We start from the raw sequence: 14,596 nt of genomic DNA, 5'->3' as shown, positions 1-14,596 counted from the left end.
AAGCCCGAGAGCCGCAGGGCAAGCGCTGCGCGCGGCAAGCCCGAGAGCCGCAAGGCAGGCGCTGCGCGCGGCCGATGCGCGGGAACCGCAAGGCAAGCGCTGCGCGCCGCAAGCCCGAGAGCCGCAGCGCGGGCGCTACGCGCGGCAAGCCCGAGAGCCGCAGGGCAAGCGCTGCGCGCGGCAAGCCCGAGAGCCGCAAGGCAGGCGCTGCGCGCGGCCGATGCGCGGGAACCGCAAGGCAGGCGCTGCGCGCGGCCGATGCGCGGGAACCGCAGGGCAAGCGCTGCGCGCGGCAAGCGCGAGAACCGCAAGGCAAGCGCTGCGCGCCGCAAGCCCGAGAACCACAGGGCAAGCGCTGCGCGCCGCAAGCGCCAGAACCGCAAAGCGGGCACTGCCGGGCGCTGTGCGGCGGCGGAGGGACGGCCGGCGACGAACCGTCCACGGCGCCGCTCGGCCCTGACGATCCGTCGATGACCTGGCGCTGCGCGCGGCGACTCCGGCCGGCGGGGCGGGCCGGATCACGACAGCCCACGACGGCGCTTCGTTCTCGCCGCCTGCCGAAGGCTGCCCGTGGCGTCAGGCGGCGGCCGTGACGCCGGCCACCGCCAGGAGCAGGACTGCGGAGATCGCGGACAGGCGGCGGGCGGCGGTGGGGGTGGTGGTCAGACGGGCGGCAAGGCGGGCGGTGGTGAGTGCGACGGCGGTGTAGATCGCGGCGCAGCAGAGGACGTTGATGGCGCCGAGGGTGGCGACCTGGGCGCCGACGGGGAGCGCGCCGTCGGGGGTGACGAACTGGGGGACGAGGGAGAGGTAGAGGAGCAGTCCCTTGGGGTTGAGCAGGGCGGTCAGCAGGGATTGGCGCAGGACGACGCGGGTGGGCTGGGGCGGGGCGGCGGTGAGGGCCTCGGCGCGGCCGCTGCGGCGCAGGGTGAGCAGCATGGTGACGGCGAGGAACGCGAGGTAGCCCGCGCCGGCGAGGCGCAGGACGGGGAGCAGTCCGGGCAGAGCACGCAGCGCGGCGGCCAGGCCGGCTGCGGAGAGCAAGGTGTGGATGCCGTAGCCGGCGCAGACGCCGGCGACGGCGGTGAGGGCGGCGGTGCGGCCCTGGCCGAGGCCGCGGGCGGCGATGTAGAGCCAGTCCGGTCCGGGGGTGCAGACCAGGAGCAGGTCCACGCCGAGGAAGAGCAGCAGGGCATGCGGGTCCATGGCACCTTGGGTTTCGCGTGAGGGGGCAAGCAGGGGACGTCCTGGACGCTATCTGTCGGGCGGTGGCAGCCGATGTCCCGTTTTCGCTGGTCAGCCCCCTCGTGGGGCAGAATGTTGCGCCATGGACCGCCTCGACCGCAGAATCCTCCACGAGCTCCAGCAGGATGGCCGGCTCACCAACGCCGAACTCGCCGACCGGGTGGGGCTGACTCCGTCGCCGTGTCTGCGCCGGGTGCGTCAGTTGGAGCAGCAGGGGGTGATCCGCGGCTACCGTGCGCAGCTCGATCCGGTGGCGGTGGGGCGTGGGTTCCAGCCGTTCGTGACGGTGGTGATGCGGCACGAGGACCGGTCCACGGTCGCGGAGTTCGAGCGTCGGGTCGCGGAGCTGCCGGAGGTGGTGGAGGCGCACCGGCTGTTCGGCGACCCGGATTATCTGCTGCGGGTCGCGGTGGCGGATCTGGCGGCGTACGAGCGTTTCGTCACGGATGTGCTGTCCGGCCTTCCGGGCATCGCGCAGGTGCACTCGCACCTGACGATGAAGCAGGTGAAGGCCGACCAGGGCATTCCCGTCCAGCGGGGGTGAGCGGTCAGTCGACGGGGGCGGCGCCTTCGCCGACGGCCAGGTCGAGGCGGCGCAGCGAGTGGAAGTGCGCGACGGTCGGGGGGTGCTCCAGTTCGTGGAGTTCGTCCTCGGACCAGACGGGGCGGATCCGCCACATCGGTCCGGCGTAGGCGCGCAGCGCTTCCTCGTCGCGCCAGCGGGTGATCATCTGGACGCGGTGGTCGTCGTCGACGAGGGCGCACAGCAGTTCGCCGCCGAGGAAGCCGTCCCACTGGTCGAAGCCGGGCAGCACGGTGGAGGCGAGCCGGGCGCAGAACTCCTCGACCCGGAGTGGGGAGACCTGGGCCTCCCAGATTCGAATGATCATCTCGGCCTCCTCGGCGGTTCCCGGGCCCTGCTGACCATTATCGGACCTGACCGTGTTCCGACAGCTCGGCGCGGTGAGCAGCCGGCGCGGAACCGGTGAACAGCCGCCGCGGAGCCGGTGAGCAGCCGTTCGGACCGCCGCCGATTGCCGCCCGTCCGGCCCGGCCCAAGACTCGGCCGTGGACCCGTACGGCGAGAGGAGCCCGACATGGCTGTCTGCGTGGTGTGCCAGAACGACTACTGGCTGTCCTTCGAGATCAAGACGATCACCGGCGACACCTACGTCTTCGACAGTTTCGAGTGCGCGATGGAGAAGCTGGCCCCGCGCTGCGAGCAGTGCACGGTGCGGATCGTCGGCAAGGGCGTCGAGGTCGCCGGCCGGTTCTTCTGCGGTGCCAGCTGCGCCCGGACGAACAGCGTGCTCGGCGCGGAGATCCGCGACGCGGTCGGCAGCCACCCGGGCTGACCTGCGACGACGTCACCACGGGCGGCTACCGGCAAGGCGGCCGCCCGTACCGCTGCCGTACCGTTGCCCAGCAGCTCAGAACGTGAAGCGCAGGGCGCGGACCCGGTGGTCGAACGAGGACGGGACGAGTTCCGGCTCGGCGGTGGAGCGGATCCCGGGCAGCCGGGTGAGCAGTTCGCGCAGCAGGGTGCGCATCTCCTGCCGGGCCAGGTGGGCGCCCAGGCAGAAGTGCGGGCCGCCGCCGCCGAAGCCGAGGTGCGGGTTGGGTGAGCGGGTGATGTCGAAGGCGTCCGCGCGGTCGAACACCGCCTCGTCGCGGTTGGCGGAGCCGTAGAACAGCACCACCTTGTCGCCGGCGGCGAGCCGGATCCCGGAGAGCTTGTGGTCGACGGCGACGGTGCGGCGGAACTGCACGATCGGCGTCGAGTGCCGGACGATCTCCTCCACGGCGCCGCCCAGGTGCGCGTCCAGGTCGCCGAGCAGCAGTTCGCGCTGGTCGGGGTGGGCGGTCAGCAGGTGCAGGCCGTGGGCGAGCGCGTTGCGGGTGGTTTCGACGCCGGCGACCAGCAGCAGCGAGAAGAACGCGCCGAGTTCGCGCGAGCCCAGCCGGCGGCCGTCGACGTCGGCGGTGACCAGCGCGGAGATCAGGTCGCCGGTGGGACGGCGGCGCCGTTCCCGGCCCAGCGCGGCCACCGTCAGGTGCATCGCGGCCAGCGCGTGCAGCCCCCGGCCGGGCACCCGCAGGCCCCGCCGGGTGACGCCCGCCGACGCGGAGGCCCGGTTGATCCGGGCCAGGATGGCGCGGCGCTGCGCCTCGGGGATGCCCATCATCGAGCAGATCACCTGGTACGGGAGTTCCCCGGCGACGGCCGCGACGAAGTCGGTGGGGCGTTCGCGCTCCAGCCGGTCCACCAGGCGGGCGGCGGTCCGCGCGATGTCCTGCTCGACCTCGGCCAGCAGCCGGGGCGTGAACGCCCGGCCGACCACCCGGCGCAGGTCGGCGTGCCGGGGGTCGTCCAGGTTGACCATCGAGTCGCCGAACACCGCCCGCACCCAGCGGGCGGGCTCCGGCGACGTCACCCCCGGCCCCGAGAGGTACACCTCCGGCGACCGGCTGGCGGTCATCACATCGGCGTGCCGGACCAGCGCCCAGCAGCGCCGTCCCGTCGCCCGGTCGGTGAAGGCCACCGGCCCCGGACGCTCCCGCAGGCGGCCGAACGCCTCGGCGCGCAACTTCTCGGGGAGCCGCCAGAACGCGGGGTCGCCGAGGTCAATGCCGCGCGGGGCGGCGTCCACGGATACGGGCATGGGGACGTTATCGCGCAGTCGGTGACGCTACGTCAAATCGCCGAATACGTTCGGTGAGATTTTCGATCAGCCCTGCTGCCGCGGGTCCGCCGGGTACGGCTGCTGCTGGTAGGGGTTCTGCGGGTGCGGCTGCTGGTAGGGGTTCTGGGGGTACGGGTTCTGGGGGTACGGCTGCTGGTACGGGTTCTGCTGGTAGGGGTTCTGCGGGTGCGGCGGCTGGTACGGCTGCGACGGGTACGGGTCCGCCGGGTGGCCGTCCGGGCCGTCGTCCGGCTCCTCGACGGGCTCGGGCTCCTCGTGCGGCGCGATCTCGCGCGCCAGCAGCGTCGCGCCGGCCACCGCGCCGGGCATCGCCAGCACGGTCAGCACCGGGATCAGGAACAGCAGCACCAGTCCGGCGCCGAAGCCGACCGCCATCGACATCCGGGAGCGCAGCAGGCGCAGCCGCTGCTTCTGCGACAGGCCGCGCTTCTGCAGGGGCGTGCCGGTGAGTTCGACGGTCAGGAAGAAGCCGGAGACGCAGATCCCGATCACCGGGACCACGGTCTGGCCGACCACGGGGATGAACCCGCACAGGAAGAGCAGGATGCCGAGGCCGGCGGCGCGCAGCAGGATCGCCAGGCTGTCGCGGGCGGCCGCCCACAGTTCGCGCCAGAGCGGCAGGTCGGGGCTCTGCGGGCCGCCGCCCTCGGTCTCCTCGACCTTCGCCGACAGCGACTCGTAGAACGGTTCGCCGATCAGCAGCGTCACCGCCGTGAAGGTGAGCATGGCCAGCAGTCCGCCCATGCCGACCGCGGCCGCGCCGACGGCGATCCGGACGGTGTCGCGCCACACCGTGGACCAGTGGTCGGCGAAGGGTGTCGCCCAGGCGGCCAGGTCGCCCGCGTAGGTGATCAGCACGGCCAGTGCGGCCAGGTATCCGATCAGGGTGATCAGCGCCGGGATCATCCCGAAGCCCCACCAGCGGCCGTGCCGCGCCACCCATCGCTGCCCGTTGAAAAGGAATCGCAGTCCCGCCCCGAAATCTCGCATTCCCGCACCTTAAAGGAACCGTCAAACCGCCTGGGCACCCGGTCGGTTCCGATCCTGCGTCGTTGCGACGACCGCCGACGCGCCCGCGGTGGCGGCGGCGAGGGTGCCCCACAGGGCGAGCGGTCCGACGGCGGCGAGGGCGGTGATGACCGCCGGGGAGACGGCCAGGCCGAGGCCGGTGGAGAACTGGAAGCGGGCCAGCACGCGGCCCAGCACCGGCGGCGGGGTCAGCGCGGTGACGAGTGCGGTGGCGCTGCCCGCGTACAGGATCTCGCCGAGCGTGCACGGCACCGAGACCAGCGCCACGGCGAGCGGCCCGAGCGGCGCCGCCAGCAGGAAGCCCAGGTAGCTTGCGGCCAGCACGGCACCGGACAGCGCCAGCACCGTCCCGCGCGACCAGCGGGCCAACGCCCAGGTGGTGGCCGGCAGTTGGAGGGCCACCACGAGTACCGTGTTGGCCACGAACACCGCCGCCGGCCACGCCGGGGAGGCGTGCAGCACCGTCACCAGGACGAGCGGCAGGGCGACCTCGGGCACGTTCAGGCAGAACACGTACACCACGTTCGCCAGCAGGACGGCGCCCAGCCCTCGCCCGGTGCCGACCGCGCCCGGTGCGGCCGTCCGGGCGGCGGGGGCGGCCGTCACCCGCACGGAGCGGGCCAGCAGCGCCGCCGCCAGGAAGCCGGCGCCCGAGACCGCCGCCAGCGCCCGCAGTGCGGGGGCGCCGCCGCTCAGGCAGACCGTCGCCAGCAGCGCGCCCACCCCGAGGCCCGCGTTGCGCACGGCCCGGCCGGCGGCCAGTGCCGCGTCCCGCAGCGCGCCCTCGGCGACGGTGGCGACCAGCGCCGCGTGGGCGGCGGGCCACGCCTGGTTGCCGACGCCGAGGATGAGCGCCGCCACCGCGAACGGCACCACGCTCCCCCGGGGCGCGGCCAGCAGCACGGCGACGCCCGCCACCCGCACCAGCATCGACGCCGCGACCGCCGTGCTGCGCGCGCCCCGGTCCAGCCAGCGCCCGAGCGGCGGCATCGCGGCCAGGCCCGCGACGATCCCGACCGTCATCGCCAGGCCGGTGGCCGCCGGGCTCAGCCCGAGCACCGTGATTCCGTACAGCAGCAGGAACGGCCGCAGCAGCCCCGTACCGAGGGCGTCCACCGCCAGCGCCACCGCGTAGCGCGCCCCGCCGCTCGCCCGGACGAGTTGGCGGGGCGTGGGCCGGGCCTGCTTCGGCCGGGGCATCGTGATCGTCGTCATGCCGCCCACCGTGTTCTGCCGGCCCGCGCGGGTCACGTGGGTTGACGATCCCCGTCAATCGGGGAAGGCGGGCGAGAGTGCGCCGGGGGCGCGCGGGCGCAGGGCTCTGCGCTCTCGACGGGTGCCGGGCGGCGGGCCATCCTCGACCGTGCACGCGCGCCCCGCGCGGCCTCGAACCGTGTGAAGGAGCCCTCGTGGAGCGCCAGTTGGACAACCGGCCGCCCTCGCTCAACCGCCCGCTGGAGTGCCCGGTCAACCGCCCGGCGCTCGTCCTGGACCCCACCGGCCGGGCCCGCGACGCCGAGAGCGCCGAATTGATCGCGCGCGGGCCCGCCGTACCGGCCGACATCCTCGGGGTGCAGGTGTGGGCCGTGTCCGACCCCGACCTGCTGGAGGACCTGCTCAAGGACCCGCGGATCGCCAAGGACGGCCGGCGGCACTGGCCCGACTACGAACCGGTCGCGGCCGGCTGGCCACTGGCCCTGTGGGTGACGGCCCGCAACATGTTCTCCGCCGACGGCGAGAGCCACCGCCGCCTGCGCCGCCTGGTGAGCGCGGCCTTCACCGCCCGCCAGGTCGCCGCGCTGACCGGCCGCATCGAGGAGATGACGGCCGCGCTGCTCGACACGATCGCCGCCGCCGGCGCCGACGGGGCGCCGGTGGACCTGCGCGAACACCTGGCCCGCCCGCTGCCGATCCTGGTCATCGCCCACCTGCTCGGCCTGCCCGACGAACTGCGCGACGGCTTCCGCCACCACGTCGACGGCGTCTTCGACACCACCCTCGGCCCCGAGGAGTCCGCCGCCAACAACCTGGCGTTCTTCACGCTGATCGGGTCGCTGATCGCCGCCAAGCGCGAACACCCCGGCGACGACATGACCTCCCTGCTGATCGCCGCCCGCGACACCGAGGGCGACGGCAGCGCCCTCACCGAGGAGGAACTGCTCGGCACCGTCCTGCTGGTGGTCTCCGCGGGCTACGAGACCACCGTCAACCTGATCGACAACGCCATCGCCCTGCTGCTCACCCACCCCGACCAACTCGCCCTGGTCCGCGCCGGCAAGGCCGGCTGGGACGACGTGGTCGAGGAGTCGCTGCGCCGCGAGGCCCCCGTCGCCCACCTGCCGCTGCGCTTCGCCCTGGAGGACGTCGAACTGCCCGGCGGAGTCACCGTCCACCGCGGCGAGGCCATCCTCGCCTCCTACGCCGCCGCCGGCCGCCACCCCACCCGCCACGGCGACACCGGCGCCCTCTTCGACGTCACCCGCGCCGTCAAGGACCACCTCGCCTTCGGCCACGGCCCGCACTTCTGCCTCGGCGCCCCTCTCGCCCGCCTGGAGGCGCGCACCGCCCTGCACGCGCTCTTCGAACGCTTCCCGCGCCTGGCACTCACCCCCGATGTCCACCTGGAGCCCGTCGACTCCCTGATCTCCAACGGCCACCGCACCCTGCCGGTCCTCCTGGACGGCCCGGGCCGCTCGTAGCACGTGACCCCCGCGCGGAGGTGCCGCCGGGCGCGCGGCGAGGATGGGCGGGTGACCCTGCGCATCGACCTCACCGGGACGCCGCCCGAGCGGATCCGGTTCGCCGTCTCGCCGCTCGCCGAACTCACCGCGATGCTGCACGTACTGGCCGCGCCCGAGCACCACCCGCAGTACGCGGGGTGGGCGGCCGGAGTGTGGGCGGGCCTGCGTCCGGAACTCGCGGACCGGCTTCACGAGGCCGAGTTCCTGTGGCATTCCTCCCGCGCCGACTTCCTGCTGCCCGCCCGGCCCCGGGCGACGCTCGCCGCCGAACTCGACGAGATCGACCGGATCGACGACGACCGGTACGTCCGGGCCGCGCTGGTCACCACCTGCGGCTCCAACCGCCTCACCTTCGGCGGCGGTTCACCCCTGCACGACCGCGCCGCCCGGACCGTCGCACTCGACCTCGCACAGGCCCGCGGCCCGCTCCAGGAGGCGTTCGCCTCCCGCCTGCTCGCCGACCCCCGGGCCCTCCGGGACCGGGTCCGGGACACCCTTGAGCAGTGCGCGGACGCCTTCTTCGACGCCGAGTGGCCGGCCCTCGCCACCCGTCTCGGGCAGGACGTCCAGGCCAAGTCCGAACTGGGCCGCCGCCAGGGCCTGTCCGCCGCACTCGCCGAGGTGTCCGCCGCAATCGCCCTCACCCCCGACGGCGACTCCCTCGTCCTCGACAAGCTCCAGGACAACACCACCACCGCCGGCCCCGCGGGCGTCACCTTCCTGCCCAGCGCCTTCGGCCACCCGCACCTGGTCACCGTCCACGCCCCCGGCTGGCAGCCCGTCGTCCAGTACCCGGCGGCCGGCGGCGAACGCGCCGTCACCGTCCCGCTGGACACCGTCCAGCTCCGCCTCGACGCCCTCGCCCACCCCGTCCGCCTCCGCCTGGTCCGCACCCTGGCCCGCGCCCCGCACACCACCACCGAACTCGCCCGCGCCTGGGACCTCACCCCGCCCGAGGTCTCCCGCCACCTCGCCACCCTCCGCCGCGCCGGCCTCCTCACCGCCCACCGCCAGGGCCGCTACGTCCGCCACGCCCTCAACCTCCCCGCCACCACCGCCCTCGGCACCGACCTGCTGGCCGCAGTCCTCCGCTGACCGGCACCTGGCCCGGACGGGCGACGAGGCCCCAGCCCCGACGCTGGAGCCTCGTCACGCACCGTCGGTGGTGCTAGTTGACGTTGACCGCCGTCCAGGCCGCGGCCACCGCGTCGCGCTCCACGTAGCTGTACAGGTCGAGCGCCGCGTTGAGCGTCGCGGCACGGGCGGATTTGTAGGTGCTGTTGGGCATGAGGTAGATCAACACCGCCCGGTACCAGATCGCGGCGGCCTTGTCCCGGCCGATGCCGGTGAGCGTCGAGCCGTCGGCCGTCGGGCTGTTGTAGCTCACGCCGTTGATCACCTTCGGGCCGCTTCCCTCGGCCAGCAGGTAGAAGAAGTGTTCGGCGGGACCCGAGGAGTAGTGCGGGTCTATGCCGTCGATGCCCTGGTACCAGTAGTCCTTGGCGGAGCCGTTCTTGGAAGGCCTGTCCAGGTAGCCCACCGGGAGGCCGGTGCCGTAGAGGTCGAGTTTCTCCCCGAGGAAGTAGTCCGGCGGATCGGCCGGCAGGTTGGCGTACCACTCGACCATGGTGCCGAGGATGTCCGAGGTGGCCTCGTTGAGGCCGCCGGGCTCGCCGGTGCTCCCCAGTCCGGCGGTGGCCGAGGTGAAACCGTGGGTCATCTCGTGGCCGGTCACGTCCAGCTCGGTCAGCGGGTGGGTGTTGGAGGGGCCGTCTCCGTAGGTCATGCAGAAGCAGAGGTCGTCCCAGAACGCGTTGACGAAGTTGTTGCCGTAGTGGACGCGGTTGTAGGTGCCGGTACCGTCGCCGCGGATGCCGACGCGGCCGAAGGTGTTCTTGTAGAAGTCCCAGGTCGTGGCGGCGCCGTACTGGGCGTCCACGGCGGCCGACTGGCGGTTGGACGGGAGGCCGTTGCCCCAGACGTTGGTGCCGCTGGTGAACACCGGGTTGCCGGCCACGCCCATGTCTTTGGTGGACAGGTTGCCCCGGGTGGCGTCCTTCAGCTGGTAGGTCCCGGCGCCCTGCGTGGTCAGGGTGACGGCCCCGACGTGGACGCCGGTGCCGGTGCCCGTCGCGGTCACAGTGCGGATGTCGTCGTCGCTCGCGAGCACCGCGCCGGTGGCCGCGTCCGTGATCAGCCGCTGACGGCTGGGGGTGCCGTCGGCGCGCACGCCCTCCACCACGGTCCGGTAGGCCAGACGCTGGGTGTCCCCGACGGCCCAGACCACCAACTGCGCCTCCCCGGTGGCACCGACCTGCGCGGGCGCCCCGGCAGCCGCCCCGAGCGTGGCCCGGACGGCTTCGGTCGCCCCCGCGGCGGCCTGGTCCGCGGAGAGCTTCGGGGAGAGGCTCGGCAGCGCCAACTGCCCGGCGAAGTCCCGGTCGACGGAGCTGATCGAACCGTTGGCCCGCTGGTGCACGATCAGGTCGCCGCCGACCACGGGCAGGCCCGCGAAGGTCCGGTGGTAGCGCAGGTGACGGTCGCCATTGGCATCCGCCACCGCATCCTTGACGATCAAACCTTCCTGGCCGCCCAGAGCGAGCGCCCTGGCGAGCGGGCCGGCCTCGGCCCGGGCCAGCGAGAACAGCGCATCACGCTGCTGCCCCACCGACGGCACCCCCGCCTGCGCGGGAACGGCCGCGACCTGAATGACGCCCGCCAGCAGGGCGGTGGCGGAGAGTACGGCTCCGACTGTCGGCTTTCGCTTCACGTGCGGGGTCCCTTCCACGAAACCGCAGGTGCGCGGTCGCGCCACGCACCGGGGCACCGGGCTTGGCACCGTGGGGCGGTACGGGCGGCTGTCGTGCTGCTCCCGCGCGGTCCTCGGCGGCCCATCAGGGTGGGTAAAAGACGGCCGCCGGCCGGGAGTTGGGCAAAAGCATGACAATGCGTAGGGCAAACCGACAGATTCCCTCCACATATTGGCCACCTCCCGCCACCACCCCGGGGCACGGCCCCCACCCGCCGGTCATGTCCCGCTATCACCCCGTTCGCCACCCTGGCGGGATCCCGCCAGCGACCACTCCCTTGCCGCCTCCCGAACAGCCTGCTACTGCCGCGACCCTGGACCGCGATCGAGCCCAACTCCCGTCCCAGCAAGCACAGTTGCAGCACTGGACCGTCTCCCAAGATTGACCTTCTGGTGGGTCGAGGAGAGGTAACGGACGCTACGTGGGCCCGGATTGGGCCGTTGCTGCCGCAGCATGACGGTGGAGTGGACCGTCTCGACCGACCGGGCCCTCATCCCGACGCCGGCGTGCTGATCCGCTTCTCGAACCAGTGGTGGGCATACGGCTCGTCGTTGAAGGCGGCGACCTCCTGGAAGCCGCTGGAGTGGTAGAGACCGATCGCCGCGGTGAGCGCCTTGTTGGTGTCCAGGCGGAGTACCTCGAAGCCTTGCTGGGCGGCTCGGGTCTCCAGCTCGGTCAGGAACCGGCGGCCGAGACCGAGGCCCCGGCTGCCGGGTGCGACCCACATGCGTTTGATCTCGGCCGGGGCACCGGGGGGCAGCTTCAGGCCGGCGCAGCCGACGGGCTCTCCGTGCAGCCGGGCGACCAGGAACAGGCCGCGCGGCGGCCGGAGTTCGCCCGCGTCGGGCAGCAGGCTCCGCGCCGGGTCGAAGCCGTTCTCGAAGCGTGCCTGGATCTCGGCGAAGTAGGACCGCAGGCAGTGCTGGGCGTCGGGGTGGTCCGGGTCGACCGCGTCCAGCGTGACCGTCGCGGCGGTCAGCAACCGTTCGACCTCGGCCATGGCGGCCGTCAGCCGGGCACGCTGGGCCGTGTTGAGCGGCTCCAGGAGAGAGCCGGCCAGCTCGTCGCTGCGGCCGTCGAGCACCGCACGCTCGGCGCGGCCCGCATCGGTGAGCCGGACGGCGCGCACCCGCCTGTCCCGGGGCTGCGGCTCCACCGTCACCAGGCCGTCGGCCTCCAGGGAGCGCAGCAACCGGCTGACGTACCCGGAGTCGAGCGCGAGGCGCTCGCGCAGTTGCCGCACGTCCTGGCCCTCCTCGCCGATCTCCCAGAGCAGCCGGGCTTCGCCGATGGGCCGGTCGCGGCCCAGGTAGTGGTCGTGGAGCACGCCCACACGTTCGGTGACAGTGCGGTTGAACTGCCGCACCTGGTCGATCTGCGCCTTGTCCATTCTCTGACTTTAGTCAGAGAACCCTGGGCGGGGCCAGAGGCTTCAATGAGGAGACACGGCCTCGTGGAGCGCGTGCACCTCGTGCCACACATCTCGGCCGTCCGCCCAGGTCCACAGCCACTGGCGCAGCGACGGCGCCGCGTAGCGCAGGCCGTCGTGGGGGTTCTCGCCCCAGTCGGGTTCCCAGCCGTCGGCGTCCCAGAGCAGGACGGGATGGTCGACCGCGATCAGCGAGACATGCCACTGCATGCTGCAACCGCCGCCCGTCAGGAAGAGCCATGACCTCGGCGGACGGTACTCGGGCCCTCGCTCGGGAGATGGGATTGCGCAGTACCACTTCGATCCGTACCGGCGTGGGGTGAGCGGGGCAAGGCCGCCTTCCGGGCCGAAGCCGCCGTCACCGATCTCGGTGTACATGCGGCGGAGCAAGGGCGGTAGCCGGTATCCGAGTTGCCGCTCGACGTGCTCGACCTCGGCCGCCGTGAGCGGTGGGAACGGTCGGTCCGGGAGGCCACCGAAGGCACGTCCGTCCCGGGCGAGGGCTCGCAGCCGATCCAGGAGTGCGTCGTCGTCTGCGGCGGTACGGCGGGAGGCATCGGTCACGGGCGGCACTGTAGAGCGCGCCCCGGACAGGTTTCTGGTGCCGGCGGGGAGCCCCGGGCGGGCTTGGCCAACTCCGGTCGCCAGGTGCCGCGTTCGGGGCTCCGATCGAATTCGGGCCGGCAGGAAAATGGCGAGCGGCCGGGCCGCCCGGCGCAGCATGATGGCGGCATGGACGATCAGGCTTTCGAATGGGTGACGCTCTTCTCCTACGAGAACCTTCCCGGCTGCCCGCGGCCGGGCCGGCTGATCCTGGTTTGACTGCGGGACCGAGGTATCGACTGGTACCCGTTCACGGACGACGAGTCCAGGATCGACCTGATGTGCGGCGTCCGCGCGGACGGGCACTGGCACGGCACTCTCGTTGTCCGCTTCCGCGCCGACGCGCTTCGGCGGCTCGGGCTGCATCCCGACCAGCCGACCTCGGCGCCGGCGGACCCGCTGCCGCCGAAGTGGTGGGGGCCATGGACCCGGTGAGCCCCAACCACCTGACACATCAACGGAATCCCGTCACCTCCCCACCTCCCCGAACACTCGATCGAGCGAAGAACGGCCGGCTCGCGGTGGGCGCGGCCGGGAGGGGGTAGACCCGACGCGGACGAGAGGAGGTGGCCGGTGGGCGGTCAGATCGCGGTGGAGCAGGCACAGGAGTGGCTCGCGGTTGCGGTGGCGGAGGCACAACTCGGGCTGGCCGAGGGCGGGATCCCGATCGGCGCCGCACTGTTCGGCGTGGACGGGGAGCTGCTCGGGCGGGGGCACAACCGCCGGGTTCAGGACGGCGATCCGTCGATGCACGCCGAAACGGCCGCGTTCCGGGCCGCCGGCCGCCTGCGCGGGTACGGGGACACGGTGATGGTCACCACGCTCTCGCCATGCTGGTACTGCTCGGGCCTGGTGCGGCAGTTCGGGATCGGGCACGTGGTGATCGGCGAGTCGGTCACGTTCACCGGCGGTCACAGCTGGCTCGCCGAGCACGGCACCGGAATCACCCTGCTGGACGACCCACGCTGCGTACGCATGATGACGGACTTCGTCGCGGCCCGACCGGACCTCTGGCAGGAGGACATCGGCGCATGACGCGCGTGACGCCCTGGCCGCCCCGTCCGGACCGCCCTGGAACAGTGCTGCCACGACTCCTCCACCCACCTGCTCGGCTCACTGGCGGCCGGCACCGCCGGCACGTTCAGCGACACCGACGTGCGCTGGGTGGTGCCGGACGCCGCCTTCCCGTCCTGCCTCGCCACGAGGACGGCGGCCCTCGCCCGGGTCCGCCCCGTCGAACAGGTGCGCAGCGACCCGGACTTCCTGCATTCGGACCGCCGCCGCCTGCTCTTCGTCCGCTTCGCCGGCTTCCCGCTGTTCTGGCGGCTGGACTTGGACGTGCGCGCCGCGTCCGTCGCCGACGACCCCGGCTACGACGCCGAGAACCCGTCGGCCCGCGCGAACGACACCGAGTGGTCCCGTCCAGCCAGTGCCCTCGCCAACGCCGTCGCCGCCGTCAAGGCCCTGGCCCGCCGCCACCCCGCCACCGCACGCGGCCTGATCACCCGCCCCCCCAACACCGGCGACCCGCACACCGACCTCCACCGCCTCACCGAAGCCGCGACCCGCCAGGACCCGACCCTCACCCCACTCGCCGCCCGCATCACAGCCCTCGCCGGCCACCACCGCTGACGGCTGCGCCCGCACCCCTGGGCCCCCCGGAACGACCGCGCCCGCCGCTGCGCGGAATCGCACAACGACGGGCACGGGCAGGGTTATTGGCAGTACGTCAGCCCCGGACAGAGGCCACGGCCGCCCCCAGCGCTTCCTTGATCCGCGGCCCGAGCCGGGCGAACCCGAGCTCCTTCATCGCCGCCCGCAGCAGCTCGTCGTCGCTGCGCTCGGTCCCGTCCGCGTCGAACCACGCCACCAGCGCGACCAGTTCCTCGGCCGAGTAACCGGTGATCGGCTTGCCCGGCGTCAACTCCGGCTTGACCGGCCGCGAGTCGGAACCCGCCTCGACGACCGGCTCCACGACGGCCTCGGCCGCAACTTCGACAACCACCTCGGCGACCAGCTCGACCTCAACCTCGG

At 73.2% G+C, this 14,596-nt stretch carries 16 protein-coding genes; 7 read left to right on the top strand and 9 right to left on the bottom strand.

What is annotated here, in order from left to right:
* Window positions 1–576: 576 nt before the first annotated feature.
* Window positions 577–1,206 (bottom strand): LysE family translocator, encoded by a 630-nt coding sequence (locus ACIHEI_RS30570; protein ID WP_387859467.1) that lies wholly within the window; start codon window positions 1,204–1,206, stop codon window positions 577–579.
* A gap of 121 nt (window positions 1,207–1,327) precedes the next feature.
* Here ACIHEI_RS30570 and ACIHEI_RS30565 point away from each other — a divergent pair, with 121 nt between their 5' ends.
* On the top strand, window positions 1,328–1,789 hold the full coding sequence (locus ACIHEI_RS30565; protein WP_387635142.1) for an Lrp/AsnC family transcriptional regulator: 462 nt from the start codon (window positions 1,328–1,330) through the stop codon (window positions 1,787–1,789).
* 4 nt (window positions 1,790–1,793) lie between these two features.
* Here the strand turns inward: ACIHEI_RS30565 and ACIHEI_RS30560 are convergent, their stop codons facing one another.
* Window positions 1,794–2,135: an antibiotic biosynthesis monooxygenase family protein gene (locus tag ACIHEI_RS30560; RefSeq protein WP_396608982.1), complete on the bottom strand. Its 342-nt coding sequence runs from the start codon at window positions 2,133–2,135 to the stop codon at window positions 1,794–1,796.
* 207 nt (window positions 2,136–2,342) lie between these two features.
* Here ACIHEI_RS30560 and ACIHEI_RS30555 point away from each other — a divergent pair, with 207 nt between their 5' ends.
* A complete protein-coding gene (locus ACIHEI_RS30555) occupies window positions 2,343–2,600 on the top strand; it encodes a Prokaryotic metallothionein (protein ID WP_387635147.1) in 258 nt (85 codons plus the stop codon).
* A 75-nt stretch (window positions 2,601–2,675) separates the two neighbouring features.
* Here the strand turns inward: ACIHEI_RS30555 and ACIHEI_RS30550 are convergent, their stop codons facing one another.
* The 3 genes from ACIHEI_RS30550 to ACIHEI_RS30540 all read right to left on the bottom strand — a co-directional run bounded on the left by ACIHEI_RS30550 (window position 2,676) and on the right by ACIHEI_RS30540 (window position 6,194).
* On the bottom strand, window positions 2,676–3,908 hold the full coding sequence (locus ACIHEI_RS30550) for a cytochrome P450 (RefSeq protein ID WP_392944771.1): 1,233 nt from the start codon (window positions 3,906–3,908) through the stop codon (window positions 2,676–2,678).
* A gap of 66 nt (window positions 3,909–3,974) precedes the next feature.
* A complete protein-coding gene (locus ACIHEI_RS30545; RefSeq protein ID WP_396608981.1) occupies window positions 3,975–4,940 on the bottom strand; it encodes an EI24 domain-containing protein in 966 nt (321 codons plus the stop codon).
* A 21-nt stretch (window positions 4,941–4,961) separates the two neighbouring features.
* Window positions 4,962–6,194 carry an MFS transporter gene (locus ACIHEI_RS30540; RefSeq protein ID WP_396608980.1) on the bottom strand — a complete coding sequence of 411 codons (1,233 nt, stop codon included), beginning with the start codon at window positions 6,192–6,194 and terminating at the stop codon, window positions 4,962–4,964.
* A 239-nt stretch (window positions 6,195–6,433) separates the two neighbouring features.
* Here ACIHEI_RS30540 and ACIHEI_RS30535 point away from each other — a divergent pair, with 239 nt between their 5' ends.
* Window positions 6,434–7,678: a cytochrome P450 gene (locus tag ACIHEI_RS30535; protein ID WP_396608986.1), complete on the top strand. Its 1,245-nt coding sequence runs from the start codon at window positions 6,434–6,436 to the stop codon at window positions 7,676–7,678.
* Window positions 7,679–7,729: 51 nt separating this feature from the next.
* Window positions 7,730–8,815 carry a DUF5937 family protein gene (locus tag ACIHEI_RS30530; protein WP_392944776.1) on the top strand — a complete coding sequence of 362 codons (1,086 nt, stop codon included), beginning with the start codon at window positions 7,730–7,732 and terminating at the stop codon, window positions 8,813–8,815.
* A 73-nt stretch (window positions 8,816–8,888) separates the two neighbouring features.
* Here the strand turns inward: ACIHEI_RS30530 and ACIHEI_RS30525 are convergent, their stop codons facing one another.
* From ACIHEI_RS30525 to ACIHEI_RS30515, 3 genes are all read right to left on the bottom strand, one after another.
* Window positions 8,889–10,490 (bottom strand): M4 family metallopeptidase, encoded by a 1,602-nt coding sequence (locus ACIHEI_RS30525; RefSeq protein WP_396608979.1) that lies wholly within the window; start codon window positions 10,488–10,490, stop codon window positions 8,889–8,891.
* Window positions 10,491–11,020: 530 nt separating this feature from the next.
* Window positions 11,021–11,920: a GNAT family N-acetyltransferase gene (locus ACIHEI_RS30520; RefSeq protein WP_387859459.1), complete on the bottom strand. Its 900-nt coding sequence runs from the start codon at window positions 11,918–11,920 to the stop codon at window positions 11,021–11,023.
* 42 nt (window positions 11,921–11,962) lie between these two features.
* Window positions 11,963–12,349: a hypothetical protein gene (locus ACIHEI_RS30515; protein WP_396608985.1), complete on the bottom strand. Its 387-nt coding sequence runs from the start codon at window positions 12,347–12,349 to the stop codon at window positions 11,963–11,965.
* A 21-nt stretch (window positions 12,350–12,370) separates the two neighbouring features.
* On the opposite strand from ACIHEI_RS30515, the gene ACIHEI_RS30510 reads away from it, so the two are divergent.
* From ACIHEI_RS30510 to ACIHEI_RS30500, 3 genes are all read left to right on the top strand, one after another.
* Window positions 12,371–12,781, top strand: coding sequence for a hypothetical protein (locus ACIHEI_RS30510; protein WP_396608987.1), 411 nt, complete (start codon window positions 12,371–12,373; stop codon window positions 12,779–12,781).
* A gap of 354 nt (window positions 12,782–13,135) precedes the next feature.
* Window positions 13,136–13,597: a nucleoside deaminase gene (locus ACIHEI_RS30505; protein ID WP_387859455.1), complete on the top strand. Its 462-nt coding sequence runs from the start codon at window positions 13,136–13,138 to the stop codon at window positions 13,595–13,597.
* Between the two features lie 120 nt (window positions 13,598–13,717).
* Window positions 13,718–14,194 (top strand): hypothetical protein, encoded by a 477-nt coding sequence (locus ACIHEI_RS30500; RefSeq protein WP_396608978.1) that lies wholly within the window; start codon window positions 13,718–13,720, stop codon window positions 14,192–14,194.
* Between the two features lie 97 nt (window positions 14,195–14,291).
* Here ACIHEI_RS30500 and ACIHEI_RS30495 read toward each other — a convergent pair.
* Window positions 14,292–14,596, bottom strand: a 305-nt coding sequence (locus ACIHEI_RS30495) for a hypothetical protein (protein WP_396608977.1), incomplete at its 5' end; no start/stop codon positions are given.

The organism is Kitasatospora sp. NPDC051984, assembly GCF_044593455.1.
In the GTDB taxonomy this organism is placed as follows: domain Bacteria; phylum Actinomycetota; class Actinomycetes; order Streptomycetales; family Streptomycetaceae; genus Kitasatospora.
The sequence above is the reverse complement of the archived record's forward strand: the minus strand, read 5'-3'. Positions and strand labels throughout refer to the sequence as shown.